Consider the following 26,453-nt stretch of genomic DNA (forward strand, 5'->3'; position numbering starts at 1 on the left):
GCGAGCCCGCGCGACCCCGTTCCTGCCGACCGACCTGATCGGCGGCGTCGGCGGCAGGCCTAGCGCGACCGCTTGTGGAACGCTCCCGCCAGTCGGCGGGAGCGTTCTGCTATACCCCACCGCGTGACGCTGACGAGCGCCTCGACGATGATGCTGCGGCTCATCTTGGACGCGCCGAGCTCGCGCTCGACGAACGTGATCGGCACCTCGACGACCCGCGCGCCCTGCTTGACGGCGCGCCAGACCATGTCGATCTGGAAGCAGTAGCCCTGCGAGGCGACGTCGCGCAGCGACAGGGTCCGCAGCAGCGACGCACGGTACGCCCGGAAGCCGCCTGTCGCGTCCTTCACCGGGATGCCGAGCGCGACGCGCGTGTAGAGGTTCGCGCCGCGCGAGAGCACCAGGCGCGAGACGGGCCAATTGACGACCTCGCCGCCCGGCACCCAGCGCGAGCCCAGCACCAGGTCGGCGCCGCCCACGGCGGCAAGGATTCTCGGCAGGTCCTGCGCGCGGTGCGACCCGTCGGCGTCCATCTCGACGACCACGTCGTACCCGCGCTCGAGCGCCCAGCCGAAACCCGCGACGTAGGCCGTCCCGAGTCCCTGCTTGCCGGCGCGGTGCAGCACGCCGATCGTCCGCGGTCCCTGCTCGGCCTCGGCGAGCTTCTCCGCGATCTCGCCCGTGCCGTCGGGCGACCCGTCGTCGACGACGAGCACGTCGGCCTGCGGCACGTGCTGCGCGAGGCGCTCGAGCGCGATCGGCAGGCTCTCGCGCTCGTTGTAGGTCGGGACGACCACGAGGACGCGGCTCAGGCTGTCGGTCATGCGTCGGTACCCATCCGGTCGGCGCGGCGCACGCGCGCGGCGCCGGCGCAGCCGGCCACCACGGCGCACACCGCGAGGAGATCGATGACTCGCGCCGGCCACGGCCCCAGGCGGGTGGCGGGGGTCAGCGAGTCGCGCAGTGGGAGCGTAGCGACGAGCTGATCCGCGGTGAAGAGGCCGGTCTGCTGCTCGACGGCGCCGTTCGGCGCGATCACGGCGCTGACGCCGACGGTCGAGATCTGGATCGTCGCGCGCCCGTGCTCGATGGCTCGCAGCCGGGACATCGCGAGCTGCTGGGTGGACTCGTCCGAGTGGCCGAACGTCGCGTTGTTGGTCTGGACCATCAGCACCTCGCCGCCGGCCCGCACCGCCGACCGCACGATCGAGTCGTAGGCGACCTCGAAGCAGATCACGTCGCCGAGGCCGACCGTCCGGCCGAGCCGCGGCGAGTCGAGCGGCACGTAGCCCGGCCGGTGCCCGGGGAGCATGTCGCGCGTCACGAGGTCGACCGCGGACGAGAAGTGGCGTGCGATGCCGCGCATCGGGATGTACTCGGCGAACGGCGCCGGGTGCTGCTTCGTGTACGACGCGACCACGCCCTTCCCCGGCTCCCACAGCACGGCAGTGTTGTACCGGCCGCCGGAGTTCGGGTACTGCACCGTCCCGACGAGCATCGGGGCGCCCACCGCCCGGGCCGCCGCGTCGATCTTCGCCGCGGCGCCCGCGTCGACCTGCGGGTCGATGTCCGTGCCGTTCTCGGGCCAGACGACGAGGTCGAGGTCGCCGCGGTCCACGGTGTCGAGCAGGGCGAGCGTGCCGGCGACGTGGTTGTCGAGCACGACGGCGCGGCGCCCGAACGCGTCGAGCCCTTCTCCGGGGACGTTCCCCTGCACGGCACCGACGTGGAGCGTGCCGCTCTGGGCCGCCGTGTCGAGCGGCAGCAGCAGGCCGACGACGAGCACCGCGGCCGCGCCGCCCAGGGCCAGCAGCGCGCGCCCCGCTGCCAACCGCCGAGCGGCACGCAGCGCGATGGCGAGCAGCACGCCGGTCGCCACGACCGCGGCGGACAGCAGCGGGGTGCCGGCGAGCCGGGTGAAGGCGGCGAGCGGCGAGTCGGCCTGCGAGAACGCGAGCCTCCCCCAGGGGAACCCGCCGAACGGCCACGCCGACCGGAGCTCCTCGATCGCCACCCAGAGGAGCGTGAACACGAGGAGCTGGAGCCACACGTTGCGCCAGACGGCCTCGCCGCGTCGCGCCCACGACCAGGCGGCGCCGAGCAGCGCGACGTACCCCGCCTCGGTGACGCCGAGCACCAGCCACGGCACGAACCCGACCGCGTCGACGATCCAGGTGATCAGCGGCAGGAAGAAGGTCAGACCCCACACGAGCCCGACGAGGGCGTTCCACCGGGCGCTGTCGCGCCGGAGGGCGAGGAACAGCGCCGCCACGCCCAGCAGGGCGAGCGGCCACCACCCCGGTGACGGGAACGCGAGCCGGGCGGCGATGCCGCCGAGGCCGGCGAGCATGAGGGTCCACCAGCGGGCGGGCGGACGTTCGGGCACCGGAGCAGGTTACGGCAGTGGGCTGGGCGTTCCTGCGACCGAGGGCCTCGCACGGCGCGGTGGCGAGCAGGCGACGGCACCGGGCCGGGCGTTCCCGCGCCACAGAACCTCGCGGCGCCGCTCCGACCGACCGGCCCGCGCGTCCTTCGTACCGGTCGCGTGCGCACGCACGGACCGTTGTCTACTGAACGCGCGGGCCCGGTCGGAGCCCTGGCCACCGCCGGCTGTGTGGCTCGGGGAGCTGTTCCCGCGTCTTCGAAGGACGCCCCTGCGGCGGTGGATCTGCGCGAAAACCTACCGGTCTGAGGGTGGGTGTCAAGGTCGTGTCACTGCAGGTGGCAGCCGTATGGGCAGGTCACCGATGCCCGATCCGACCGATATGGACCCTCGCGTTCGGCGTGTCGTCCGCGTGTCGCGCCGACGGCCCCGCGGGTGACGCGGGAACGCGACCACGGGTGAGAAGAATTCACCCGTTGGGGTGCATCGTGAGCGGGCCGTTCAGCCCAGCGCGTCGAAGATCGTGACGCCGTCGCGGACGGTCCGCAGGCACACGGGCGGGGGCGCGTCGGCCGACAGGTCCGGCAGCAGCGGCGTCCCGGCGCGCGCGTCCGTGCTCCACGCCGAGACCTCGCCGCTCGCCCCCTGGACGACCAGGTGCTCGGCGCGCCAGACGGCGAGATGGGCGGGTGCGCCGACGCGGAGCTCGCCGGCGCCGAGGTGGTCGAGGCCTGCGAGCCGCCAGCCGCCGCGGGTCGCGGCGCGGAAGCCGGCCCGTGCGGAGATGCGCTGGTCGGCGGAGTGGTGGTGGAGCGCCGCACGGACACCGGCCCAGGGGTCGAGCGCCGTCACGGGCGAGTCCGAGCCGAAGGCGAGCGGCACTCCGGCCGCCGCCAGGTCGGCGAACGGGTTGAGCGCGGCCGCCCGTCCCGCGCCGAGCCGGCGCGCGTACATGCCGTCCTGGCCGCCCCAGGCGGCGTCGAAGGCCGGCTGGACGGAGAGACGCACGCCGAGCAGGACCAGCGCCGCGAGCGTCGGGGCGTCGATCGCCTCGGCGTGCTCCAGCCGGTGGCCTGCGGCCGCGACCCGGGCGACGCCCTCGACGTCGCTCGCCGCTCGCAGGCCGAGCAGGACCTCGTCCATCGCGAGGTCGCCGATCACGTGGAAGCCGCCCTGCACGCCTGCGCGCGTCGTGGCCGCGACGTGGTTCGCGATCTGCTCGGCCGAGAGGTACAGCGAGCCCGTGCTCGGGGCTGCGTCGGCGTAGGGCACGCGCAGCGCGGCGGTGCGCGAGCCGAACGCTCCGTCGACGTTGAGGTCGCCGCCGATGCCGGTGAGCCCCGGCAGGTCGGCCAGCACGGCGCGCGCGTCGTCGACCGTGACGCACAGCTCGCCGCGGTAGGCGACGAGGTGCGGGAGCCCGCCTGCCGCGTCGGCGGTGAGGTCGAGCAGCTCGCGCAGGCCCGCGCGGGTGTCGATCGACGGCGCGCTCTGCTCGTGCACCGACACGACCCCACGGGAGGCGGCGTGGGCGAGCGCCCGCCGGTAGAGGGCCGTGCGGCGCTCCGCGGGCACGTCACGCGCTGCCTCGCGCGCGGCATGGTGCGCGTCGCGGACCACGAGGCCGTCCTCGCGCCAGCCGTCGGCGCGGTCCGCGCCCGAGGCGGTCGCGAGGCTCGTCGAGACGACCGCCGAGTGGACGTCGACCCGCGCGAGGTACGCGGGCGCTCCCCCGGCCGCGGCGTCGAGCTCGTGGCGCGTCGGCGGGCGCCGCTCGGGCCAGTCAGTCTCGTCCCAGCCGAAGCCGAGGAGCGGGCCGCTGCCGCTGCGACCGGCGGCCGCGGCGCGGACCGCGTCGAGCGCGTCGGCGAGCGAGCGCGCGCCCGTGAGGTCGACGCTCTCGAGCGCGAGCCCCGTCTCGAGCACGTGCACGTGCGCGTCGACGAAGCCGGGGGCGACGAGAGCGCCGTCGAGGTCCACGACCTCGTCCGCGCGAGCGGCGAACCCGTCGGCGGTGTCGTCGGCGCCGAGCCAGGCGATCGTGCCGTCCTCCACGAGGATCGCCTCGGCGAACGGGTCGGCGGCGGAGTGCACCACGCCGTGGCGGTAGAGGGTCGAGCTCACGCCCTGACGATAGGGCAGGTCAGGCACCCATACCGGACGAGCCGGACGGGGGTCCAGGTGAACGTCGTCACGCCGTCAGAGCGACGAGTACGCGACCACGCCGCGGCGCAGCGCGTCGACCGCGCGGCGTGCCGTCGTGCGCAGCCGCTCGTGCGGCGCGGCCTGCGCGACCTGGTCGAGCACGTCGATCACCTGCTTGCACCAGCGGACGAAGTCGCCGGCGGAGAGGTCGCCACCCCGCAGCACCGTGTCGAGGCTGCGCCCGGTGGCCCAGCGGTGCACGGCGTCGACGAGCCCGGTGTCGAGCGGCTGGGTCGTGTCGAGGCCGTGCTCGCTCTCGAGGTCCTCGAGCTCGGACCAGGCGCGGAGCGTGCCCTCGAGCGCGGTCGCGAGCCGTCCGTTCGGGCCGCCGGGCACGCGCGGCTCGCCGGAGTCGTCGCGCCGGGACCGGTACACGAGCGTCGACATCGCGGCTGCCAGGCCCGGTGGGTCGAGCTCGTCCCAGACGCCGCGACGCAGGCACTCCGCGAGCAGCAGGTCGTTCTCGGCGTACAGGCGACGCAGCCACCGGCCGTCGTCCGTCACCGTCAGCGCGCCGTCGGCGTCCGCCAGGTAACCGAGCCGGCCGAGCACGTCACAGATCCGGTCGAACACCGCCGCGATCGAGCCTGTGCGGCCCGCGATCCGGCGCACCAGGGCGTCGTGCTCGCCCTGGAGGCGCTCCCACCGCTCGGCCCACCGTGCGTGGTCGTCGCGGTCGGGGCACTGGTGGCACGGGTGCGCCCGCAGGCGCCGGCGCAGGGCGGCGATCCGGGCGTCCTCCTCCTGCGCCGTCCGTGCCGCCGCGCGCCGCCCGCCGCCCGGACGGCCCTCCGCCGGCGCGAGGTCGAGGGCGCGCAGCGCGGCCGCGAGGTCCCGGCGAGCGCTCGGCACGCGGGGGTTGAACGCCCGCGGCACGGGCAGGAAGCCCACGGTGCGCGCGCCGGGCCCGACGTCGGCGACGGTGATCCGACGGACGAGCCGGTCGGTCGAGAGCACGGTCGGCCGCGGCCCGTCGAAGCCCGCGGCGCCGCCGGGGTCGATCACGACCGCGTGCCCCGCGCGGCGGCCCCCCGGGATCTCGAGCACGTCGCCGACCCGGAGGCCCTCGAGCGAGCGAGCGACCTCCGCGCGGCGGGCGGACGCGGCGGCCCGCGACGCGTCCTTCTCGAGCCGCGAGATGTCCCGGCGGATCGCCGCGTACTCGGCGAAGTCGCCGCGGTCGCAGGCCATCGCCTTCGCGTACCCCTCGAGCGCCTCGGCGTGGCCCTGCGCCTGACGCGCCAGGCCGACCACGCCGCGGTCCGCCTGGAACTGCGCGAACGAGGTCTCGAGGACGTCGCGGGCGCGCTCGCGCCCGAACTGCGCGACGAGGTTGACCGCCATGTTGTACGTCGGCCGGAAGCTCGAGCGCAGCGGGTAGAGGCGCTTGGACGCGAGGCCCGCGAGCTGGACCGGGTCGAGCCCCGAGTGCGCGACGACGACCGCGTGCCCCTCGGTGTCGATGCCGCGCCGGCCGGCGCGCCCCGTCAGCTGCGTGTACTCCCCCGGCGTCACGTCGACGTGGTTCGAGCCGTCCCACTTGACGAGCTTCTCGAGCACGACCGACCGCGCCGGCATGTTGATGCCGAGCGCGAGCGTCTCGGTCGCGAACACGACCTTGACGAGGCCGCGCGAGAACAGGTCCTCGACCGTCTCCTTGAACAGCGGCAGCATCCCCGCGTGGTGGGCTGCCACGCCGCGCGAGAGCGCCTCCGCGAGCTCCCAGTACCCGAGCACGTCGAGGTCCTCGGGTGGCACCGCCGCGCAGCGCTCCTCGACGACCCGACGGATCTCCGCCTGCTCCGCAGGCTCGGTGAGGCGGACGCCGGCGGCGAGGCACTGCTTGACGGCCGCCTCGCACCCGGCGCGGCTGAAGATGAACACGATGGCGGGGAGCAGCGCGTCGGCGGCGAGCGCGTCGACGACGGCGTACCGCGGGGTCGCGCGCAGGCCGACGGCCGGTCGGTTGCCGCCACGGCCGCGGTACCCGCGGTCCCCGCGACCACGGGGTGCGGGCGTTGCCTCGGCGCGCGCGTGGCGACGGAGCAGGTGCGCGAGATCCGGGTTGATCGGCGGGTCGACGCCCGGGTCGGTCGGATCGACGTGGCCCGCGTACAGGTCGAGCAGCTCGCCGCCGACGATCACGTGCTGGCCGAGCGGGACGGGTCGGTGCTCGCTGACGATCACGGTCGTGTCGCCGCGGACCGTCGCGAGCCAGTCGCCGAACTCCTCCGCGTTCGAGACCGTCGCGGAGAGCGAGACCAGCTGCACGTCGTCGGGCAGGTGGATGATCACCTCCTCCCAGACCGGCCCGCGGAAGCGGTCCGCCAGGTAGTGCACCTCGTCCATGACGACGAACCCGAGGCCGCCGAGGGTGGCCGAGCCGGCGTAGAGCATGTTGCGCAGCACCTCGGTCGTCATGACGACCACCGGCGCCTCGCCGTTGATCGTCGTGTCGCCCGTGAGCAGGCCTACGCTGTCGGGCCCGTACCGGCGGACGAGGTCGCCGTACTTCTGGTTCGAGAGCGCCTTGATGGGCGTCGTGTAGAACGCCTTGCGGCCGCCGGCCAGCGCGAGGTGCACCGCGAACTCGCCCACGACCGTCTTGCCCGCTCCGGTCGGCGCCGCCACGAGGACGCCGCTGCCGCGCTCCAGCGCCGCGCACGCCTGCGCCTGGAAGTCGTCGAGCGGGAAGTCGAGCAGGTCGCGGAAGCGGGCGAGCTCGCCGGTCTCGGTCTCCGCGCGGCGGCGGGAGGCGGTGTAGCGCTCGGCGGGAGACGGCTCGCGCGCCGCCTCTCGGGCCGGCTTCACGGCGGCGGAGGACGACGAGCGACGGCGGGACGGCACGCGCTCACCCTAAGCACCACGAGCCCCGGATCACGCGAGGACGGCAAGCGCTCCCGGCACGACGTCGACGCGCAGGGGCAGCGGGCCGATCCGCTCGCCGTCCGCGAAGGCGATCGGCGGGTGCGGTCCGCGGCTCGCGAGCGGCTCGATGAGCACCGACCGGGCGCGCGCGAGCTCGATCCGAGGGTGCCCGAGGTGCCGCCCGCGCTGCACGGCCGGGAAGATCCGCGCCACCTGCATCCGGTTGAACTCGGCCGCGAGCACGACGTCGAGCAGGCCGTCGTCGACCTGGGCGCCGGGCGCGATGTGGATGCCGCCGCCGATCCAGGGCACGTTCGCGACGGCGACGAGCGCGCCCGCCGACTCCCACACGCGGTCGTCGAGCGTCACCCGGTAGCCGTACGAGCGGAAGCCGTGCAGCTCGGCGAGCAGCGCCCGGATGTACCGCCCCTCCCCCCGCGGCCAGTGCATCGCGTTGGCGCGCGCGTTGACGGCCGCGTCGATGCCGCACGACAGCACGCCGACGAACCACTCGTGCGCGGCGTGACCGGGGGTGCTGACCCGCGCGGCGTCGACGGACCGCGGCCCGGACGCGAGGCCCGCCTCGATCGCGCGCACCGCCGCCGCGACGTCACCGCGCGGGAGACCGAGCGTGCGCGCGATGTCGTTGCCGGTGCCGGCCGCGACGACACCGAGCGGGAGCGACGTGCCGGCGACGACGGTGACGCCGAGGTGCACCATGCCGTCACCGCCGACCACGACGAGCGCGTCCAGACCCGCCAGCGCGGCCTGGCGCGCGCGGTCGGTGGCCTGCGCGAGCGTCGGCGCCGACAGGTCCGCGACGTCGTGCCCGCCCGCGGTGAGCAGCTCGTGCGCCCTCCTGCCGGCCGCTCCCCCGCGCCCCTTGCCGGACGTCGGGTTCACGGCGAGCCCGATCCGCGTCACCTCCGGGTCCGGGGCTCGTCGGCGGTGGTGCCGTCGAGCCGTGGCAGCCCGGCGGCGAGGCGCGCCCGGTCGACGCGGCGGTCGTGCAGCACGCAGACACCGAGCGCCGCGAAGTACAGCACGCAGATGGGCAGCGCGACCGCGATCATCGTGATCGCGTCCGGCGTCGGCGTCATCACCGCGGCGAACACGAACGCGATCATCACGGCCCACCGCCAGCCCTTGCGCCACGTCGCCGCGCGCCCGATGCCCGCGAAGTTCAGCGCGACCATGACGACCGGGAGCAGGAACGAGAGCCCGAACGCGAGCATCAGGCGCATGACGAAGCTCAGGTACGTCTGCGCGTCGATGAGGTTCGTCGACCCGGACGGCACCATGCTCGTCAGGAGCCGCACCGCGTTCGGCAACGCCCACCACGCGAGGAGGCAGCCGGCGAGGAACAGCGGGACCGCGGCGCCGAGGAACCCGAACGTGTACACACGCTCGCGCCGCGTGAGGCCCGGCGTGATGAAGGCCCAGAACTGGTAGAGCCACCAGGGGCTCGACAGGATCACGCCCAGGAACAGCGAGACCTTGATCTTCAGGTCGAAGGCCGTCGCGACGCCCTGGAAGTTGATCGCGACCAGGCTCCCGCGGTCCTTCGCGACCTCGAGGATCGGGTGCTGGAGCGCCTCGAAGACGGGTTCGAACAGGAACCACCCGACCACGGCGCCGACGGCGATGCCGAGCGCGGCCCAGAAGAAGCGGCGACGCAGCTCTCTCAGGTGCGACCGCAGCGGCATCCGGCCGCCCGGCTCACGCCCGCGGCGTTCGGCCATGCGGTCTCAGGCCTTCGGCGACCGGTCGTCCCCGGTCGAACCCTCGCCGGAGGTGCCGTTGGTGCCGGTCTTCTTCTCGTCGGGCTTCGACTCGTCGTCGCGCAGGTCGCGCATCTCGTTGCGGAAGATCTTCATCGACTGGCCCACGCTTTTGGCGACCCCGGGCAGGCGGTTCGCACCGAACAGCAGCACGATGACGACGAGCAGCACGATGACGTGCCAGGCCTGCAGGCCGTTCCTGAACATGGGTTCTCCCTCGGTGGCCCGCGTCGGGCGAGCCCCACGATCCTAGCCGCGCCGGACAGGGGCGCCGGCCGCCGCGGCCGGCGACGCGCCGCTAGCGCCAGTACGCGCGCCAGCTGCGCGCGGTCGCACGGTGCCGCTCGCGCCGCGCTGCTCTCCGCGCGGCGGCCTCGTCGCGCAGCACCCAGATCCGGTCGAGCAGGGGCCCGAGGTCGGAGAGCAGGGTCGGCGAGGTGTCGGGCGCGTTCCGCGCCGCGATCGCCTCGAGCTCCGCGGCCCGCTCCGACAGCTGGGCGGCCACCTCGCCGGCGCGCGCGAGCTCGCGGGCGACGCCGGACGCCTGGCGCCACAGCCGCCGCCCGAGCAGGAAGGCGCCGACCAGCGTCCCGACCACGAGCACGAACCAGATCCAGAACCACACGGCGCCTCACTCCCCCAGCGGCTCGTAGGCGGCGAGCGCCGCGCGGGCGGCGGCGGCGACCTCGGCGGCGATCCGGGCCGGCCGCACCTCGACGAGGTCGTCCGCGACCTGCAGCACGAGGTGGCGCAGCCAGGCCGGCTGCTCGACGAGCAGGTCGACCTCGAACGTGCCGTCGGGCAGGTTGCGCACCGCCTCGACGGGCGACGACTCGGCGACCCAGCGCGCGCGGCTCGCGAGGTGCAGCGTCACGAGCTCGCCGTGCGGGCGGTAGACGTCCTGGCGGTCGGGCACGTCGTGCGCGAGCGCGGGCTCGTCCAGCACCCGGGCCTCGAGCACGCGGTCGACGCGGAAGAGTCGCTCGTCGTCGACGAGCAGGCACCACGCGAGCAGGTACGACCGGTCGTCCTCGGTGACGAGGCGGACGGGGTCGACGTCCCGCTCGGTCGCGACGTCGGACGCGTTGACGTACCGCAGGTGCAGGCGCCGACGGTCGCGCAGCGCGGTCGCGATCGCCGCGGCGACCTCGGGTGCGCCGTCGACCGCGAGCCGGACGTCGACGGCCGATGCGGCGTCGCCCGTCGCGGCCGTCAGCTTGTCGAGCGCCGAGCGCAGGACCGCCTGCTCCGCGGGGTCGAGCGCCGCGTGGAGCGTGCCGTCGAGCGCGCGCAGCGCGGCGACGAGCGCGACCGCCTCCCGCGTGCCGAGCCGCAGCGGACGCGTCATGCCCCGCGCCTCGGTGAGCCGGACGACGCCCTGGTCGTACGAGTCGGCGTCGAAGTCGATGAGGTCGTGCGGGAAGTACCCGGGCGTGCCGGTGACCCAGAGCGTGTCGACGTCGGCCATCACCTGGTCCGCCGAGACGCCGAACTGCTCCGCGACCTCCTCGACGGGCACGCCGCCGTGGCGGTCGAGGTACGCGACCATGCCGAGCATCCGCAGCAGCCGGTCGCTCGCGCGCTCAGCCATGTGCCCGACCCTCCTCCACGTCGGTGCCGGAACGGTCCGGGCGGTCGAGCTCGGCGGCCGTGCGCAGCAGGTGCAGCACGCCGCGGCGCAGCTCGACCGGCGCGACGACGAGCACGGCGCCGCCGTAGCCCACGAGCTCGTCCGCGAGCTCCCAGCCGGATCGGAACGGCACGTGGACCACGTCGCGCTGCGCGAGCAACGGACCGACGGCCGGGTCCGCCGACCAGTCGGGCTCGTCCGCGGGCGCCGGGACGGCGCGCGCCCGCAGCGCGCTCGCGCGCTCGGGCAGCACGGCCAGCGTGGCCACCCGCTCCTCGCGGGGCGCCCACTGCGTCAGTGCGGCCTCGAGCTCGTCAGGTCCGGGGGCCTCGAACGCACCGGGCTCCCCGACGGGACGGACGCCGCCCTCGATGCGGGAGAGCCGGAACGACCGCGACGCGCCCCGGTCGCGGTCGAAGCCGACGAGCAGCCAGCCGCCGCGGCGCGCGAGCAGCTTCCACGGCTCGACGACCCGCGTCCGCACCTCGCCCGTGGTCGCCGCGCGGTACGTGAACCGCACGACCTGGCGGGCCTGCACGGCGTCGACGAGGGGTGCGAGGGCGCCTCCCGCGGCGCGCACGCGCGGCGCGAGGCCGACCGCCAGGTCGTTGGCCTCGGGCGCCTCGCCGACCGCGCGCAGCTTGGTCAGCGCGCGCGTGGTGTCGGTGCGCATCGCCTGGTCCTGCCACACCTGCGCCGCCATGGCCAGCACGCCGAGCTCGGCCGCCGTCAGGTCGATCGGCGGCAGCGCGTAGGTGTCGAGGTCGATCCGGTACCCGATGTCGTCGCCGTGACCCGCGGAGGTCACGGTCACCACCGGGATGCCGAGCTCGCGGAGCGTGTCCTTGTCGCGCTCGAACATCCGCTCGAAGGCGTCGTCGGACTGCGCGTCCTGGTACCCGGCGACGCTGCGGCGCACCTGCTCCTTGGTCATGCGTCCCGAGGTGTTGACCAGGGCGATGACGAGGTTGAGCAGGCGCTCGTGGGCGGGGATCTGCGCGGGCATCGGGTCAACCGTAGTGGGCCGGTAGCGTGGCCCGGTGATCACGTGGCGCGCGGGTGTCGTCGTCGGACTCGGCGCCGCCTGGACGGGCGCGCAGGAGCTCACGGTCGAGCTCGACGAGCCGCTCTCGTTCCCCACGGTGCGCGCCCTCGCCTACCCGGCGCTCGTCGGCGAGCTCGCGATCGGCGACCGCGTGCAGCTCAACGTGTCGGCGCTCGCGCGGGGGCTCGGGACCGGCGGGTACGCGCTCGTCGTGGCGCGCGACGGCGCCCTGCCTGCGGACCCTCCGGCGGGAGCCGGCCACCTGGTCAAGGCGCGCTACACGCCGCTGCAGGCGATGGTGCTCGGCGTCGACGACCAGGAGTCCCCGCACCACGACGCGCTGCGCGACGCGGACGACCTCGGTGGGATGCCGGTCGTCGTCGCGGACCTGCACTCGGCGCTGCCCGCGGTGGTGGCGGGCGCGCGCCACGCCGCCGCGCGCGCCGGGGGCCGGGCGCCGCGCGTCGCGTACGTCATGACGGACGGCGGCGCCCTGCCCGCCTGGTTCTCGCGCGCGGTCGCCGGGCTGCGCGAGGCGCGCTGGATCGCGGCCTGCGTGACGACCGGCCAGGCGTTCGGCGGCGACCTCGAGGCCGTGACGGTCCACACCGGCCTGCTCGCCGCGCGGCACGTGGTCGGTGCCGACCTCGCGGTCGTGGCGCAGGGGCCCGGCAACCTCGGGACCGGCACGCGGTGGGGGTTCTCCGGCGTCGCCGCGGGCGAGGCCGTCAACGCGGCGGCAACGCTCGCGGGCCGACCGGTCGCGTCGCTGCGCGTGTCCGGCGCGGACGCGCGAGAACGTCACACGGGCGTCTCGCACCACTCGTTGACGGCCTACGGCCGGGTCGCGCTCGCGCCGGCCGACGTCGTGGTGCCCGTGCTCGACGTGCCCGGGCTCGGCCCGCTGAGCCGGCGTGTGGCGGACCAGGCGGCCGCGCTCGCGGACCGGCACCGGCTCGTGGAGGTCGAGGCGGGCGCCGACCTGCTCGAGGCGCTCGCGGCCTCCCCCGTCCGGCTGTCCACGATGGGGCGCGGGCTCGATGCGGACCCCGCGTCGTTCCTGGCGGCAGCGGCCGCGGGCGTGCACGCGGTCGACCTCCTCGGCGCCTGACGCGCGCCGTCGTCGAGCTGCTCGCAGCCGGCTCTCCTGCCCGACCTCTGGCGCTGTATCGCCTCGCGTAGTACGTTCGGCGATATACCGACGGACGGAGCACCGATGGCTGACGACCTGGGCCGCTGGGCCGAACCGGGCCTGCTGATCCTCGCGAGCCTCGCCGACGGCGAGAAGCACGGGTACGCGATCACGGCAGACGTGGCCGAGCAGGTCGGCGTCAGGCTCGGACCGGGCACCCTCTATGCGGCGCTGGGCCGCCTCGAGGCGCTCGGCCTCATCGAGGGGCGCCCTGCCGAGGGGCGACGACGGCCGTACCGCCTCACCGCGGCCGGCGCGACCGAGCTGACGGCGCAGTCGCGCCGGATGCACCGCCTCGCCACGCTGAGCCTCGGCCGGCTCGGAACCGTCCAGGCATGAGCCAGGACCCGCGGCTCGTCCGCGTCCTCGTCGGGTGCTACCCCGCCCGGTGGCGACGCGTGCACGGCGACGAGTACAGCCAGCTGCTGTGCGACCTGCAGGTCCACCGCCACCCGGCGCTCGTCCTCGACTCCCTGCGCGGCGCGGCCCGCGCCCGGCTCGTCCCCGGAGGTCTCACGATGTCCACCCGCTCCCCGATGACCGTGGCCGTGTGGGCCGCGGCGCTCTTCACCGTCGCCGGCCTCGGGTTCCAGAAGCTGTCCGAGGAGCTCCTCACCGTCGCGAACGGCATCCGGACGCTGCTCGCGATCGCGGCCGCGGTCGCCCTGCTGGCGCTCGTCGTCGCGGCGGTCCCCACCGCGGTCGCGCTCGTGCGCGGGCGCGACCACCGGGCCTGGTGGTACGTCGCGGTGCCGTTCGTCGCGTGCGCCGCGTGGCTCGTGCTCGTGCAGGTCGCGCTCGCGGTCGCCGACGGCCACGGCGTGCACGCCACGCAGACCCGGCTCGCGGCCGCGGCCGTCGCGCTGGGCGGCCTCGGCGCGGTCGCGGCGACCGCGTGGGCCGCGTCGACCGTGCTGCGCCGCGTGCCCGCCGAGCAGCCGCCGGGCCTGCGGCGCACCGCCCTCGCCGTGCTGGCCGTCGGCATGGGCGCGACCACCGTGCTCGCCGTGCTCTGGGGGCTCCTCGTGCACGCGCACGACCCGAGCGCGTTCACCGGCGACCAGGGACTCGTCGCGACGCCGTTCGTGCCGAGCTGGCTGGGCACGGTCGCGCTGATGGCGGGTGCCGCGGTGCTCGCGGGGGTCGCGAGCCGCCGTCAGTCGGCGACCGAGCGCTGAGCCGCCGTCGAGCTGCGACGGTCGACGCCGGGCACGGACGCGTCAGGTGTCGCGCTCCGTGCGCGTTCGCGCGGCCACCAGACCGGCGAGCCGCCGCGCCTCGGCCAGCGCGAAGTCCTTGTCGGCGCGCTGGATGCCCATCACGGCGAGCGTGTCCCCGTTGGCGATGTCGAGCCGCACCCACGCGTCGCCGTCGCCGAACCGGACGGCCACGACCTCGGCCCACTGCAGCCGCGTGGTGACGACGAGGTTGCGCACGGTGAGCCCATCCTCGTCGGGCTTCGCCGCGACCGACGCCTCCCGCCAGCAGAACCACGCGAGCAGCGCGCCGAACGCGACGAAGCCCACCTGGTCGCCGCGTCCGAGGTTCTCACTGAGGAGAACGACGGTGACCGTGCCCGCCAGGACCAGCCACATGACGGCGAGCGAGACGCGACGGGCGAGGCGCGGGCGGAACGGTGCCATCGCGGTCAGAGCCGGCAGGCGTGGATCGAGGTCACGAGGATCGCGCGCGCGCCGACGTCGTACAGCGCGTCCATGACGCGGTTCGTCTGGTCGCGGCGCACCATGGCGCGCACCGCGGCCCACTCGCGGTTGTGCAGCGGTGAGACCGTCGGCGACTCGAGGCCGGGCGTGATCGCGACCGCGGCCTCGACGAGCTCGAGCGGCACGTCGTAGTCCATCAGCACGTACTCGTGCGCCGTCAGCACGCCCTGCAGGCGGCGCGTCAGGACGTCGAGGCCCGGAGGCTCCTCGGCGCTCGCGTGCCGGATCAGGACCGCTTCGCTGCGTAGGATCGGCTCGCCGAACGTCTCGAGGCCGGCGGCGCGCAGCGTCGTGCCGGTCTCGACGACGTCCGCGATGACGTCCGCGACGCCCAGCCGGATGGCGCTCTCCACGGCGCCGTCCAGGCGGACGACCGCCGCGGGCTCGACGCCCTGGTCGCGCAGGTGCTGGGCGACCAGCACGGGGTAGGACGTCGCGACGCGGCGGCGCGCGACCTGAGCCACGTCCGTCAGCGTGCCGGCCGTCGTCGCGAACCGGAACGTCGACCGGCCGAACGCGAGCGGCAGGTGCTCGACGGCCGGCGAGCCCGAGTCGAGCAGCAGGTCGCGGCCCGTGATGCCGACGTCGACCGTGCCGGCGCCGACGTACACGGCGACGTCGCGCGGGCGCAGGTAGAAGAACTCGACGTCGTTGTCCGGGTCGGGCAGGACGAGCTCGCGCGCGTCGCGGCGCTGGCGGTAGCCCGCCTCCCGCAGCATGTCGACGGCGGGCTCCGACAGGGAGCCCTTGTTGGGGACGGCGATCCTCAGCACTGGTGAGTCCTCTCGGGGCTCAGAGGTGGGCGTAGACGTCGGCGAGCGTGAGGCCGCGCGCCAGGAGCAGCACCTGCAGGTGGTACAGCAGCTGCGAGACCTCCTCGGCGGTGCGCTCGTCGCTCTCGTGCTCGGCCGCCATCCAGACCTCGGCGGCCTCCTCGACGATCTTCTTGCCGATCGCATGGACGCCCTGGTCGAGCTCGGCGACGGTGCCGGATCCCACCGGGCGGGTGCGGGCCTTCTCGGACAGCTCCTCGAACAGGGCGTCGAACGTCTTCACGCACGTCAGGGTAGACGGCCCCGGCCCGACCGCCCGCGCGGCGTCCGTCACGCGGCCAGCGCCGGCTCACCGTCGTCGAGACTCTGCCGGCCCCGCGCGCGCCGCCATGCCCAGAAGCCGTACGCGACGACACCCGCGTAGACCACGTAGAGGACCGCGGACGGGTAGTACCCGGCGTTGACCAGCAGTGGCACGCCGACCGCGTCGACCGCGAGCCAGATGAGCCAGAACTCGATCCAGCCTCGAGCCATCCCGTAGGTCGCGAGCATCGACCCCGTGAAGATCCACGCGTCGGCCCACGGGCCGTAGGACCCGAGCCTGCTGAACAGCGCGGCGAACCCGACGGTGCCGGCCGCCGCCGCGACCACGAGCCACGCGCGCTGCCGGTTCGTCGCCCAGTGCGGCACGACCGCGGCGGCATCGGCGATGCCCTGCTCGTGCGCGCGGCGCTCGGTCTGGCGCCACCGCACCCAGCCGTACACGGACACGATGACGAACATCACCTGCCGGCCGGCCTGGCCGTAGAGGTTCTTGTCCTGAGGGGTGTGGAACACGCCGCCGAGGAAGACCGTGAACAGCAGCACGTTGCCCACGATGCCGACCGGCCACGCCCACAGCCGTCGGCGCAGGCCGCCGATGGCCGACGCGATGCCGAACGCGTTCCCGACGATCTCGCGCCACAGGATCGCGTGACCGGCGATCACGACCTGCGCGTCGAACAGCCAGCGGATCACGGCCGGCGCGCTCCCTCGCGCAGCGGACGCAGCGGACGCAGCGCGACGACCGTCGCGACCGCCGCCTGGGCGGCCTCGTAGCCCTTGTCCTCGTGCGACCCCGGCAGACCGGCGCGGTCGAGCGCCTGCGCGTCGTCGTCGCACGTCAGGACGCCGAAGCCGACGGGCACGCCGGACGCCGTCGCGACGTCGGTCAGGCCGGTGGTCGCTGCCGAGCAGACGTACTCGAAGTGCGGCGTGCCGCCGCGGATCACGACCCCCAGCGCGACGACGGCGTCCGCGCCTGCGTCGACGGCGGCGCGCGCCGCGACCGGCAGCTCGAACGTGCCCGGCACCCGGATCTCGGTCACGTCGGTGACGTGCGCGTCGGCCAGCGCGCGGCGCGTGCCGTCGAGCAGCCCGTCCATGACGACGGTGTGCCAGCTCGCGGCGACGACGACGACCTTGAGGCCGCTCCCGTCGACGCTCAGGGTGGGTGCGCCCGCACCGCTCATGCCAGGTCCTCCAGGTTCTCGAACGCGTGGTCGTCGTGGTCGGCGCCCGGCGTCGCCGGTGCGGCGTGCACCGGGCTCACCGGGATGGGCTCGGACAGGTGCAACGTGTGGCCCATCGCCGTCGCCTTGGTGCGCAGGTAGGCCTCGTTCTGCGGCGTGCGACCGACCTCGAGGTTGCGCGACTCGACGACGTCGATGCCGTGCGCGCGCAGGCCCGCGACCTTGGCCGGGTTGTTCGTCAGGAGCGTGACGCGGCGCACGCCCAGGTCGGCGAGGATCGCCGCCGCCGCGCCGTACTCGCGCCGGTCCGCCGGCCAGCCGAGGTCGAGGTTCGCCTCGACGGTGTCGCGGCCCTCGTCCTGCAGCGCGTACGCCGCGACCTTGGCGAGCAGGCCGATGCCCCTGCCCTCGTGGCCGCGCAGGTACACGACCGCTCCCCCGGTCTGCGCCGCGATCTCGAGCGCCGCGTCGAGCTGCGGCCCGCAGTCGCAGCGCGCCGACGCGAACGCGTCACCCGTCAGGCACTCCGAGTGCACACGCACGGTCGGGTTCTCGGCCAGCCCGGCGGTCGAGACCAGCGCGACGTGCTCGTCGCCCGTGCGCAGGTCGCGGTACCCGTGGATGCGGAAGTCGCCGTGCCGGGTCGGCAGGTAGGCGGTGTGCGTCGCGTGCACGCGCTCCTTGGCGGCCGCGGGCGCCGCGTCGGCCGTCACCTGGTCGTCGTGCTCCCGTCGCCACGCGACGAGCTGCTCGATCGTCAGCAGCACGAGGCCCTCGTCCTGCGCGAGCGCCGAGGCTGCCGGCAGGCGCGTCATCGTCCCGTCGTCGTTCACGAGCTCGGCGATCGCGCCGACCGGCTCGAGGCCCGCCAGGCGGCACAGGTCGACCGCGGCCTCCGTGTGGCCCGCACGGTGCAGGACGCCCCCCGGGACCGCGCGCAGCGGCAGCACGTGGCCGGGCCGGATCAGGTCCTGACGCCCGCTCGCCGGGTCGGCGAGCACCTGGAGCGTGCGGGCGCGGTCGGCGGCCGAGATCCCGGTCGTCACTCCCGTCGCGGCGTCGACGGTCACCGTGTAGGCCGTGCGTCGCGGGTCCTGGCTGTGCGGGACCATGAGCGGCAGGTCGAGGGCGTCCGCGCGCGCGGCGGGCATGGGAGCGCAGAGGTAGCCGGACGAGTGCCGGATGGTCCACGCGATCCACTCGGGCGTCGCGGACTGCGCGGCGAGGATGACGTCGGCCTCGTTCTCGCGGTCCGGCGAGTCCGCGACGAGGACCGGCCGGCCTGCGCGCAGGGCCTCGAGCGCCTCCTCGACGGTGCCCAGCACGACGCTCATCGCAGCACCCCCGCGTTCGTCAGGAGCCGCTCGGTGTACTTCGCGAGCACGTCGACCTCGAGGTTGACGCGTGCGCCGACGCCGAGCGTGCCGAGCGTCGTCGCCTCGAGCGTCGTCGGGATGAGCGAGACGCCGAAGCCGTCGTCCGACACGTGCGTGACCGTCAGCGACACGCCCGAGACCGTGATCGACCCCTTCTCCGCGACGTAGCGCGCGAGCTCGGGCTCGAGGGCGACCTCGACGTCGTCCCAGCGCGGTCCGGGCGTGCGGGCGACGATCCGACCGACGCCGTCGACGTGCCCCTGGACGACGTGGCCGCCGTAGCGGCCGCCCACGGCGAGCGCGCGCTCGAGATTCACCGGGCTGCCCGGCGCGACGTCCCCCAGCGCGGTCCGGCGCAGCGTCTCGGGCATCACGTCGGCCACGAACGTGCCGTCCCCCGGCAGCTCCGTGACCGTGAGACAGACGCCCGACACCGCGATCGAGTCGCCCAGGTGCGCGTCGCTCGTGACGAGCGGCCCGCGCACGCGCAGGCGCGCGTCGACGACCGCGCCCGCGTCGTCACGGCCGGGCTCGAGGGCCTCGACCGTGCCGACCTCCTCGACGATGCCGGTGAACATCAGTGCAGCTCCTCGTGCCGGGGGGTGGCCACGACGAGCACGTCGGGGCCGAGGGGAAGGACGGAGGTGGGGGTGAGGCGCAGCGCGTCCCCGATGGTGGTCACCCCGAGGTCGGCGACAGCGGGGGCGCCGGAGCCCAGCAGGACCGGTGCGACGTAGGCATGCACCTCGTCGACGAGCCGGGCCCGCAGGAACGCCGCGGCGAGCGTCGCGCCGCCCTCGACGAGCACGTGCCGGACCTCGCGCGCGTGCAGCTCGGCGAGCACCGCGGCGGGGTCGTGCGTGCGCAGGTGGAGCAGCTCGCCCCCGGGACCGTGCAGGCGGCCGCCCGCGGGCAGGTCGCGCAGGCCGACGACGACACGCAGCGGCTGGTGCTCGTGCAGCTCGCCCGCGGCGTTCCTCGCCGTCAGCGACGGGTCGTCGACCAGCGCGGTCGTCGTGCCGACCGCGATCGCGTCGACCTGGGCACGCAGCTCGTGCGCGTGCCGGCGCGCGACCTCCGACGTGATCCACCGGCTCGTGCCGTCGGCCGCGGCGACGCGCCCGTCGAGGCTCGTCGCGAGCTTGAGCGTGACGAACGGCCGGCCCCGCCCGACGGCTGCGAGCCACGTGCGGAGCACCGCGCGGCCGTGCTCGACGTCCAGCCCGGTCACGACGTCGACGCCGCCCGCGCGCAGCCGCGCCACCCCGCCGGCAGCCGCCGGGTTGGGGTCCTCGACCGACACGACGACGCGCGTGACGCCGGCGTCGAGCAGCGCCTGGCTGCACGGGCCCGTGCGGCCCGTGTGGTTGCACGGCTCGAGCGTGACGACGGCGGTCGCACCGTGCGGGTCCGCACCGCGCTCGCGAGCGTCCGCCAGCGCGGCGACCTCGGCGTGCGCCGTCCCGGCCCCCCGGTGCCAGCCTTCGCCGACGATGCTCCCGTCGCGAGCGAGCAGCACGCAGCCCACGCGCGGGTTGGGTCCGTGGGACGGCCCGCGCTGCGCGAGCTCGAGGGCGCGCGACATCGCGTCCCGCTCGGCCGGCGTGGTCAGGGCATCGGTCGCGGCGCTCGTCGTCTCCACCTCCCGGGTCCGTCGGTGGCTCCGGGGTGACGGCAGGACGAGCCCACCGGACGACGCTGACGCGCCGCCACGTGCGCCTCCCATCCGGACTTTCACCGTCGGTCCTGGAGTTCCACCAGGTCAACCGCACGATCTGACGATCGGGCGGGTCGCGGACTGTCACCGCCGGCTCGGAATTACACCGACCCCGGAGCACGTGTGCTTGCGTGAACGATGATGCCACACACGTTGTTCCCGGCCCTGGTCGGGGGCCTGCGCGGACCGGGTGCCGCCGCCCGCGGGCGGCGTCAGTCGGTGGCGTCAGTCGGTGGCGTCGGCGAGACCGCGAAGCGCGGCGATCTCGGCGGCCACGTCCGGCGCGCCGTAGACGGCGGAGCCCGCGACGAAGACGTTCGCGCCGGCGTCCGCGATCAGGCGGATGGTGTCGCGCGAGACCCCGCCGTCGACCTGGAGCCACGTCCCCGTGCCGGCAGCGTCGATCGCCGCCCGGGCACGCCGGATCTTCGGCAGCGTGCCGTCGATGAACGACTGGCCGCCGAACCCCGGCTCGACCGTCATGACGAGGACCATGTCGAGCTCGTCGAGCAGGTCGAGCAGCGGCTCGACGGGCGACGCGGGGCGCAGCGCGACCCCCGCCCGCGCGCCCCTGGCGCGCAGCTCGCGGGCGAGCCGCACCGGTGCCTGCGTCGCCTCCGCGTGGAACGTCACCGACGCGGCGCCCGCCTCCGCGTACGCCGGCGCCCAGCGGTCGGCGTCGTCGATCATCAGGTGCACGTCGAGCGGCACGGGGCTCACCTGCGCGAGCCGCTCCACCACGGGCAGGCCGATCGTCAGGTTCGGCACGAAGTGGTTGTCCATGATGTCGACGTGCGCGAAGTCGGCGCTCGCGATCTTCGCGAGGTCGCGCTCGAGGTTCGCGAAGTCGGCGGACAGGATGCTCGGGTTGATCAGCGCGGGCACCGCGTCAGCGTATCGGCGCACGTCGCGGTTCGCGGTGCGGCGCGGCTCGCGACCGTCGTCAGGACGTGCGGCGCAGCAGCGTCAGGTGCATGGCGTCCGTGCCGTGCACGTGCGGCCACAGCTGGACGTCGTCCCGGTCGGTGAGCTCGGCGTCCGGGGCGATGCCGCGGACGACCGCCGCCGCGTCGATGCGCTGGACGCCCAGCCCCGCCTTCGTCGCGGCGCGCAGCGCGTCGACCACGACCAGCTGGGTCTCGGCCACATGCGGCGAGCACGTCACGTACGCGACGACCCCGCCGGGCCGCACCGCGCGCAGAGCCGACGCGAGCAGCGCACGCTGGAGCTCGCCGAGCGCCGCGACGTCCGCCGGCACCCGCCGCCACCGGGACTCGGGCCGGCGCCGCAGCGCGCCCAGACCCGTGCACGGCGCGTCGACCATCACGCGGTCGTACCCGCCGGGCTCGTCGTCCCCGAGGAGCCGGCCGTCGCCGGTGCGCACGGCCTCGACCGCGCCGGGCGGGACCGCGCGGAGCGCCTGCTCGACGAGCCGCGCACGGTGCGGCTGGAGCTCGTTCGCGAGGAGACGCGCGCCCCGCTCGGCCGCACACGCGGCGAGGAGCGCGGCCTTGCCGCCAGGGCCGGCGCACAGGTCGAGCCAGCGGACGTCCGGACCGTCGAGCGGGGCCGCGGCCAGCGCGAGCGCGACGAGCTGACTGCCCTCGTCCTGCACGCCCGCGCGGCCCTCACGCACGGCCTCGACGGCCGCCGGGTCGCCGCCCCCGAGCGTCGCGGCGGTCGGCGCGAGATGCCCGGGCGTGCCGCCGAGCTCGTCGCGCGTCGCGAGGCCGGGCCGGGCGACGAGCGTCACGCGCGGCGCGGCGTTGTCGGCCGCGAGCAGCGCCGCCAGCTCGTCGGCGGTCCGGCCGTGCGCGACGAGCGCCTCACGCAGCGCACGCGCGACCCACACCGGGTGGCTCTCGACCGTCGCGAGGCGTAGCAGCGGGTCGTCGCCGGCCGCGTCCGCGATGCGCGCGTCCCAGTCGGCCTCCCGCTCGACGGCGCGGAGCACGGCGTTGACGAACTGCGCCGGACCGGCGCCGACGGCCTCGCGTGCGAGGCCGACCGTCTCCGACACTGCGGCGTGCGGCGGCACGCGCATCCCGAGCAGCTGGTGGACGCCCAGGCGCAGCACGTCGAGGACCGGTCCGTCGATCCGGTCGGTGGGTCGGTCGGCCGCGAGGGTGATCACGGCGTCGTAGCGCCCGCGCAGGCGCAGAGCACCGTAGGCGAGCTCGGTCGCGAACGCCGCGTCGCGTCCCCGGATGCCGCGCTCACGCAGCAGCGGCGGCAGCACGAGGTTCGCGTACGAGTCGGAGTCGGCCACGGCGCGCAGCACGTCGAACGCGGCTCGTCGGGGCGCGTCCGTGCCCCGACGACGCTGGGACGGCGCCGCCGCCGACCTCGTCGAGCGGCCCTCCGCACGGGCGGCACCGCGCTGCCGGCCCGACGCGTCGCGCCGCTCGACGCCCTGCCGACCCGCGTCGCGCCGTTCGACGCCCTGCCGACCCGCGTCGCGGCGATCGCCGCGCGGCCGGCCCGCGCCTCCGGACCCGCCGGCCGACCGTCCCGCGCCACCCGAGTCGCCGTCCGGTCGGCCCGCGCCGCGCGCGTCGCCGTCGCGCCGGTCGTCGGCGGTCACGCGACCTGCCCGCCGAGCGTGACCGACCCGAGCACGACACCGCCGTCGAGCCGCGCACCGCGGGCCCAGTCGGCGGCCGCCATCGGCCGCTTCCCGGCGGGCGTCACGTCACCGAGACGCACCGCGTGGCCGCCCGTGCCGACGAGCACCTCGTGCTTGCTCGCCCGCACCTCGCCGGGCGCGAGGTCGTCGACGTCGGGCAGCGGCTGGACCGGTCCGATGCCGAGGCGGGACCCGTCCGGGAGCGTCGTCCACGCGCCGGGCGCCGGAGTGCACCCGCGGATGCGCCGGTCGACGGCGTGCGCCGGGTGCTGCCACCGGATGCGCGCGTCCTCGACCTCGATCTTCGGCGCGTGGCTGACTCCGTCGCCCGGCTGCTCCACCGCCGCGAGGATCCCCTCCTCGATGCCGTCGAGCGTGCGGACGAGCAGGTCGGCTCCCGCGACCGACAGGCGCCCGAGCAGGTCGCCGGCCGTGTCCCGAGCACGGATCGTCTCGGTGAACGACCCGTACACCGGACCCGTGTCGAGGCCCTGCGTGATACGGAAGGTGGACGCTCCGGTCACCTCGTCCCCGGCGATGAGCGCGTGCTGGACGGGGGCGGCGCCGCGCCACGCGGGGAGCACCGAGAAGTGCAGGTTGACCCACCCGTGCCGCGGGACGTCGAGCACCGCGGCGGGCAGCAGGGCGCCGTACGCGACCACGGGCGCGGCGTCCACCGCCAGGGCGGCGAGCCGCGCCTGGAACTCCGGGTCGCGCGGCGACGCGGGCGTGAGGACCTCGACGCCCGCCTCGAGCGCATGCTCCTTCACCGGGCTCGGATGCAGCGTGCGGCCTCGCCCCGAGCGCGCGTCCGGCCGCGTCAGCACCGCGACGACCTCGTGCCGGGAGCCGAGCAGCGCCTCGAGCGACGGCACCGCGGCCGTGGGGGTACCGGCGAAGAGCAGTCGCATGGGCCCGATCCTAGGTGGCGGCGACGCCGGCCTCCGGCACGGGGACGCCGCGCGCGACGAGGTCCGCGCGGAGTCGGGCCGCCGAGCGGAACTCGAGCGCGACGAGTCCGGCGGCCGCCGCGGCTGCGACGTTCGCCGCGTTGTCGTCGGTGTACACGGTTGCGCCCGGGTCGAGGTCGAACCGCTCGACGAGGAGCTCGAAGATGCGCGGATCCGGCTTGGCGAGCCCTTCGCGGCCCGAGACCAGCACGTCCTCGAGCAGCCCGATCGCGGGTGCGGCGGGCTCGGCGTGGTGGAACGTCTCGGCCGACCAGTTCGTGAGCCCGAGCACCCGCACCCCGGCGTCGACGAGGTCCCGGACCAGCCGCTCCGAGCCCGGCACGGGCCCCGGCAGCGAGTCGGCGAAGTGCTCGACGTAGAGGTCGAACGCGTCGACGTGGTGCGGGAACCGGGCCAGCACCTCGGCGCGCGCCTCGGCCCACGGGCGGCCCGCGTCCTGCCGGTGGTTGAACGTCGGGAAGTCGACGTCGGCGAAGTACTGCTCCACCTGGTCGCGCGCGAGCCGGCCCTCGTACGGCAGGTACGGGTCCCACCGCACGAGCACCTGACCGAGGTCGAAGACCACGGCCGCGACGTCGGTCACGTCAGGTCGGCCGGGTCGAGCTGGACGCGCACGGTCCCACCTTCGCGCCGCGCGCTGCGCACCGCCAGCGACGCCCGCAGCTCCGCGGCGAGCGCCGTCCCGTGCGCGCGCGGCACGCGCAGCACCGTGCGGACGTCGGGCACGAGCGACCCCCGCGGCGCGGGGCCGTCGACCGGGACCGGCCCGAGCACCTCGGCGCCGTCGACGCGCGCGACCACCGCGGCGACCGCCTCGCGCGGCCCGGTGACGGTCGCGACCCGCACGGCGGGCGGCAGCGCGAGCTGCGCGCGCTCGTCGAGCTCGCGGGCGGCGAAGCCGGCGGGATCCCACCGGACGAGCGCCTGCGTCACGCGCTCCTCCCCGTCGCCGACGACCAGCACCTGGCCGCCGTCGTCCGCGGCACGCACGAGCGATGCGGCCGCGAGCCAGCGCCGCAGCGCGTCCTCACCGGTGCGCAAGGACGCGCCGGACGTCGCGACACCGGCGTCGAGCAGCACCGCCGCCGCGTACCCCGCGGGCGCGACGGGTTCGGCGCCGGGGGTCGCGACGACGAGCGCCGGCCCGTCCGGCACCGTCGCGAGCACGCCGGACGCGGCACGCGAGCCGGACGCGCGGACGGTGACGCCGGGGAACGCGCGGCCGAGCTCCTCGGCCGTGCGCTCCGAGCCGACGCGGACCGAGCGCAGCTGGTCGTGGCCGCACTCGGAGCAGCGCCAGTCCGTCGCCAGCCGCGCGCACCATGCGCAGGTCGGGATCGCGCCGTGAGCGGGAACGCCCAGCGGGCCGTGGCACACGCCGCACCGGGCCGCCGCCCGGCACCGCGCGCACGCGACGACCGGCACGTAGCCGGCGCGCGGGACCTGGACCAACACCGGACCGCGCGCCAGCGCCTCGCGGATCGCGCGCCACGCGGGCCCCGGGAGCCGTGCCGCGGCCGCCGGCCCCTCGCGCGCGAGCTCCACCGACGTCAGCGCGCGGACCCGCGGCGTGCGGGCACGCACGGTGGCGCGGTCCGCCACGACCTCCCGCGCCCAGCCGGTCGCGACGAGCGCCTGCGCCTCCACGCTGCGCGACGCGCCGCCCACGAGGAACGCCGCGCCCTCGAGCTCGGCCCGCAGCGCCAGCACCTCGCGAGCGTGCGGGTACGGCGCGCGCGGCTCGGCGTGGAGGCCGTCGCCGTCGTCCCAGCACACCACCAGCCCGAGGTCGGCCACGGGCGCGAACGCCGACGCGCGCGTGCCGACGACCACGCGCGACCGGCCGCGCAGCACCGCGAGGAACGACCGGTACCGCGGCGCGGGCCCGTCGTCCGCCGCGAGCCGTACGGCGCCCTCGACGCCCGCGGCCTCGAGCGCGGCGAGCACCCGGTCCAGGTCGCGCGCATCAGGCACGACGACGAGCGAGCCGCGCCCGGAGACGGCGCACGCGGCGACCGCCTGCGCGATCGCGTCGGGCCACCGCTCCCCCGCCGGCCCGGGCAGCGCGGTCCACACCGCCCGCGGCGTGCCCCCGCCGGCGAGGTGCTGCAGGAACGCCGCGCCGCCCCGGTACGGGGCCCACGCCTCGCCGCTCAGCGGGCGGCCCGCGCCGTGCGCCGGCGGCAGCTCAGCCACGTCCTCGGCCTCGACGCGCGCGTGCCGCGGCGGCACGGCGAGCCGGAGCACGTCGGCGAGCGTCCCGGCCCACCTGTCGGCCACCGCTCGAGCGAGGCGCAGCACCGCCGGCGTCACGACCGGCTCGCCCGACACGACCCGGCGCACCGGCGCGAGCGCGCCCTCGTGCTCGGCCTCGTCGACCCGCTCCAGCACATAGGCGTCGACGTCCTGCGCGCCGAACCTCACCTTGACGCGGGTACCCGGCCGCGCGGCGGCGTCCATGCTCGCGGGGACGAGGTACTCGAACGGACGATCGAGGTGCGGCGGGGGCAGGTCGACGCACACCCGCGCGACCGGCGCGCTCTCCGCGATCGGCACGGGACCCGCGCGTCGCGGCCGGCGCCGGGCGGGGGCGACGGGCAGGCCCTCGAGCGCGAGCTGCTCCGCCGCCGGTCCGTCCACGCGCCCATCCC

General features: G+C 75.9%; 26 protein-coding genes and 1 riboswitch. Of the genes, 3 read left to right on the forward strand and 23 right to left on the reverse strand.

The features are described from left to right. Positions 1-59 precede the first annotated feature (59 nt). The 10 genes from QRT04_RS00270 to QRT04_RS00315 form a co-directional block, all read right to left on the reverse strand. On the reverse strand, positions 60-824 hold the full coding sequence (locus tag QRT04_RS00270) for a polyprenol monophosphomannose synthase (protein WP_289452880.1): 765 nt from the start codon (positions 822-824) through the stop codon (positions 60-62). Then, on the reverse strand, positions 821-2,386 hold the full coding sequence (lnt, locus tag QRT04_RS00275) for an apolipoprotein N-acyltransferase (RefSeq protein WP_289452881.1): 1,566 nt from the start codon (positions 2,384-2,386) through the stop codon (positions 821-823). The genes QRT04_RS00270 and lnt overlap by 4 nt, the downstream gene beginning before the upstream one ends. Positions 2,387-2,884: 498 nt before the next feature. Beyond that, positions 2,885-4,507, reverse strand: a complete 1,623-nt coding sequence (locus QRT04_RS00280) for an amidohydrolase (protein ID WP_289452882.1) — start codon at positions 4,505-4,507, stop codon at positions 2,885-2,887. 75 nt (positions 4,508-4,582) lie between these two features. Beyond that, on the reverse strand, positions 4,583-7,435 hold the full coding sequence (locus QRT04_RS00285) for a DEAD/DEAH box helicase (protein ID WP_289452883.1): 2,853 nt from the start codon (positions 7,433-7,435) through the stop codon (positions 4,583-4,585). Positions 7,436-7,465: 30 nt separating this feature from the next. Beyond that, positions 7,466-8,380 (reverse strand): diacylglycerol/lipid kinase family protein, encoded by a 915-nt coding sequence (locus tag QRT04_RS00290; RefSeq protein WP_289452884.1) that lies wholly within the window; start codon positions 8,378-8,380, stop codon positions 7,466-7,468. Then, positions 8,377-9,162 carry a twin-arginine translocase subunit TatC gene (gene tatC / locus QRT04_RS00295; RefSeq protein ID WP_289455666.1) on the reverse strand — a complete coding sequence of 262 codons (786 nt, stop codon included), beginning with the start codon at positions 9,160-9,162 and terminating at the stop codon, positions 8,377-8,379. Before tatC ends, QRT04_RS00290 begins: the two co-directional genes overlap by 4 nt. A gap of 42 nt (positions 9,163-9,204) precedes the next feature. Continuing rightward, the gene (tatA, locus tag QRT04_RS00300; protein WP_289452885.1) at positions 9,205-9,444 is read right to left on the reverse strand and encodes a twin-arginine translocase TatA/TatE family subunit; all 240 of its coding nucleotides are present in this window, start codon (positions 9,442-9,444) and stop codon (positions 9,205-9,207) included. A 91-nt stretch (positions 9,445-9,535) separates the two neighbouring features. Then, positions 9,536-9,862, reverse strand: a complete 327-nt coding sequence (locus QRT04_RS00305) for a hypothetical protein (protein WP_289452886.1) — start codon at positions 9,860-9,862, stop codon at positions 9,536-9,538. A 6-nt stretch (positions 9,863-9,868) separates the two neighbouring features. Next, positions 9,869-10,828, reverse strand: a complete 960-nt coding sequence (locus QRT04_RS00310; protein WP_289452887.1) for a helix-turn-helix transcriptional regulator — start codon at positions 10,826-10,828, stop codon at positions 9,869-9,871. Further along, positions 10,821-11,873, reverse strand: coding sequence for a helix-turn-helix transcriptional regulator (locus QRT04_RS00315; protein WP_289452888.1), 1,053 nt, complete (start codon positions 11,871-11,873; stop codon positions 10,821-10,823). Before QRT04_RS00315 ends, QRT04_RS00310 begins: the two co-directional genes overlap by 8 nt. 34 nt (positions 11,874-11,907) lie before the next feature. On the opposite strand from QRT04_RS00315, the gene QRT04_RS00320 reads away from it, so the two are divergent. The 3 genes from QRT04_RS00320 to QRT04_RS00330 all read left to right on the forward strand — a co-directional run bounded on the left by QRT04_RS00320 (position 11,908) and on the right by QRT04_RS00330 (position 14,282). Then, positions 11,908-13,023: a DUF3866 family protein gene (locus tag QRT04_RS00320; protein WP_289452889.1), complete on the forward strand. Its 1,116-nt coding sequence runs from the start codon at positions 11,908-11,910 to the stop codon at positions 13,021-13,023. Positions 13,024-13,128: 105 nt separating this feature from the next. Then, positions 13,129-13,443 (forward strand): PadR family transcriptional regulator, encoded by a 315-nt coding sequence (locus tag QRT04_RS00325; protein WP_289452890.1) that lies wholly within the window; start codon positions 13,129-13,131, stop codon positions 13,441-13,443. Then, positions 13,440-14,282 (forward strand): hypothetical protein, encoded by an 843-nt coding sequence (locus QRT04_RS00330; RefSeq protein WP_289452891.1) that lies wholly within the window; start codon positions 13,440-13,442, stop codon positions 14,280-14,282. Before QRT04_RS00325 ends, QRT04_RS00330 begins: the two co-directional genes overlap by 4 nt. Positions 14,283-14,324: 42 nt before the next feature. Here the strand turns inward: QRT04_RS00330 and QRT04_RS00335 are convergent, their stop codons facing one another. The 13 genes from QRT04_RS00335 to QRT04_RS00395 all read right to left on the reverse strand — a co-directional run bounded on the left by QRT04_RS00335 (position 14,325) and on the right by QRT04_RS00395 (position 26,442). Beyond that, positions 14,325-14,747, reverse strand: a complete 423-nt coding sequence (locus QRT04_RS00335; RefSeq protein WP_289452892.1) for a PH domain-containing protein — start codon at positions 14,745-14,747, stop codon at positions 14,325-14,327. Positions 14,748-14,752: 5 nt separating this feature from the next. Beyond that, positions 14,753-15,601: an ATP phosphoribosyltransferase gene (hisG, locus tag QRT04_RS00340; RefSeq protein WP_289452893.1), complete on the reverse strand. Its 849-nt coding sequence runs from the start codon at positions 15,599-15,601 to the stop codon at positions 14,753-14,755. 19 nt (positions 15,602-15,620) lie between these two features. After that, positions 15,621-15,884 carry a phosphoribosyl-ATP diphosphatase gene (locus QRT04_RS00345; protein WP_289452894.1) on the reverse strand — a complete coding sequence of 88 codons (264 nt, stop codon included), beginning with the start codon at positions 15,882-15,884 and terminating at the stop codon, positions 15,621-15,623. Between the two features lie 47 nt (positions 15,885-15,931). Next, entirely contained in the window at positions 15,932-16,618 is a 687-nt protein-coding gene (gene pnuC / locus QRT04_RS00350; protein ID WP_289452895.1) for a nicotinamide riboside transporter PnuC, read from the reverse strand. After that, positions 16,615-17,112 (reverse strand): 6,7-dimethyl-8-ribityllumazine synthase, encoded by a 498-nt coding sequence (gene ribH, locus QRT04_RS00355; RefSeq protein WP_289452896.1) that lies wholly within the window; start codon positions 17,110-17,112, stop codon positions 16,615-16,617. Before ribH ends, pnuC begins: the two co-directional genes overlap by 4 nt. Then, entirely contained in the window at positions 17,109-18,446 is a 1,338-nt protein-coding gene (ribB, locus tag QRT04_RS00360; protein ID WP_289452897.1) for a 3,4-dihydroxy-2-butanone-4-phosphate synthase, read from the reverse strand. The genes ribH and ribB overlap by 4 nt, the downstream gene beginning before the upstream one ends. Then, positions 18,443-19,066 carry a riboflavin synthase gene (locus QRT04_RS00365; RefSeq protein WP_289452898.1) on the reverse strand — a complete coding sequence of 208 codons (624 nt, stop codon included), beginning with the start codon at positions 19,064-19,066 and terminating at the stop codon, positions 18,443-18,445. Before QRT04_RS00365 ends, ribB begins: the two co-directional genes overlap by 4 nt. Then, positions 19,066-20,073 carry a bifunctional diaminohydroxyphosphoribosylaminopyrimidine deaminase/5-amino-6-(5-phosphoribosylamino)uracil reductase RibD gene (gene ribD, locus QRT04_RS00370; protein WP_289455667.1) on the reverse strand — a complete coding sequence of 336 codons (1,008 nt, stop codon included), beginning with the start codon at positions 20,071-20,073 and terminating at the stop codon, positions 19,066-19,068. The genes QRT04_RS00365 and ribD overlap by 1 nt, the downstream gene beginning before the upstream one ends. Positions 20,074-20,198: 125 nt before the next feature. Next, a riboswitch (FMN riboswitch) is annotated at positions 20,199-20,329 on the reverse strand. A gap of 101 nt (positions 20,330-20,430) precedes the next feature. Next, complete coding sequence (rpe, locus tag QRT04_RS00375; protein ID WP_289452900.1) at positions 20,431-21,090, reverse strand: ribulose-phosphate 3-epimerase; 660 nt, start codon at positions 21,088-21,090, stop codon at positions 20,431-20,433. Between the two features lie 58 nt (positions 21,091-21,148). Then, complete coding sequence (locus QRT04_RS00380; protein WP_289452901.1) at positions 21,149-22,789, reverse strand: RsmB/NOP family class I SAM-dependent RNA methyltransferase; 1,641 nt, start codon at positions 22,787-22,789, stop codon at positions 21,149-21,151. Next, positions 22,786-23,742: a methionyl-tRNA formyltransferase gene (fmt, locus tag QRT04_RS00385; protein ID WP_289452902.1), complete on the reverse strand. Its 957-nt coding sequence runs from the start codon at positions 23,740-23,742 to the stop codon at positions 22,786-22,788. The genes QRT04_RS00380 and fmt overlap by 4 nt, the downstream gene beginning before the upstream one ends. A 10-nt stretch (positions 23,743-23,752) precedes the next feature. Further along, on the reverse strand, positions 23,753-24,385 hold the full coding sequence (locus tag QRT04_RS00390) for an HAD family hydrolase (protein WP_326522443.1): 633 nt from the start codon (positions 24,383-24,385) through the stop codon (positions 23,753-23,755). Next, positions 24,382-26,442, reverse strand: coding sequence for a primosomal protein N' (locus QRT04_RS00395; RefSeq protein WP_289452903.1), 2,061 nt, complete (start codon positions 26,440-26,442; stop codon positions 24,382-24,384). Before QRT04_RS00395 ends, QRT04_RS00390 begins: the two co-directional genes overlap by 4 nt. Between the last annotated feature and the right edge of the window lie 11 nt (positions 26,443-26,453).

Source organism: Cellulomonas alba (assembly GCF_030362835.1).
Lineage (GTDB): Bacteria > Actinomycetota > Actinomycetes > Actinomycetales > Cellulomonadaceae > Cellulomonas > Cellulomonas alba.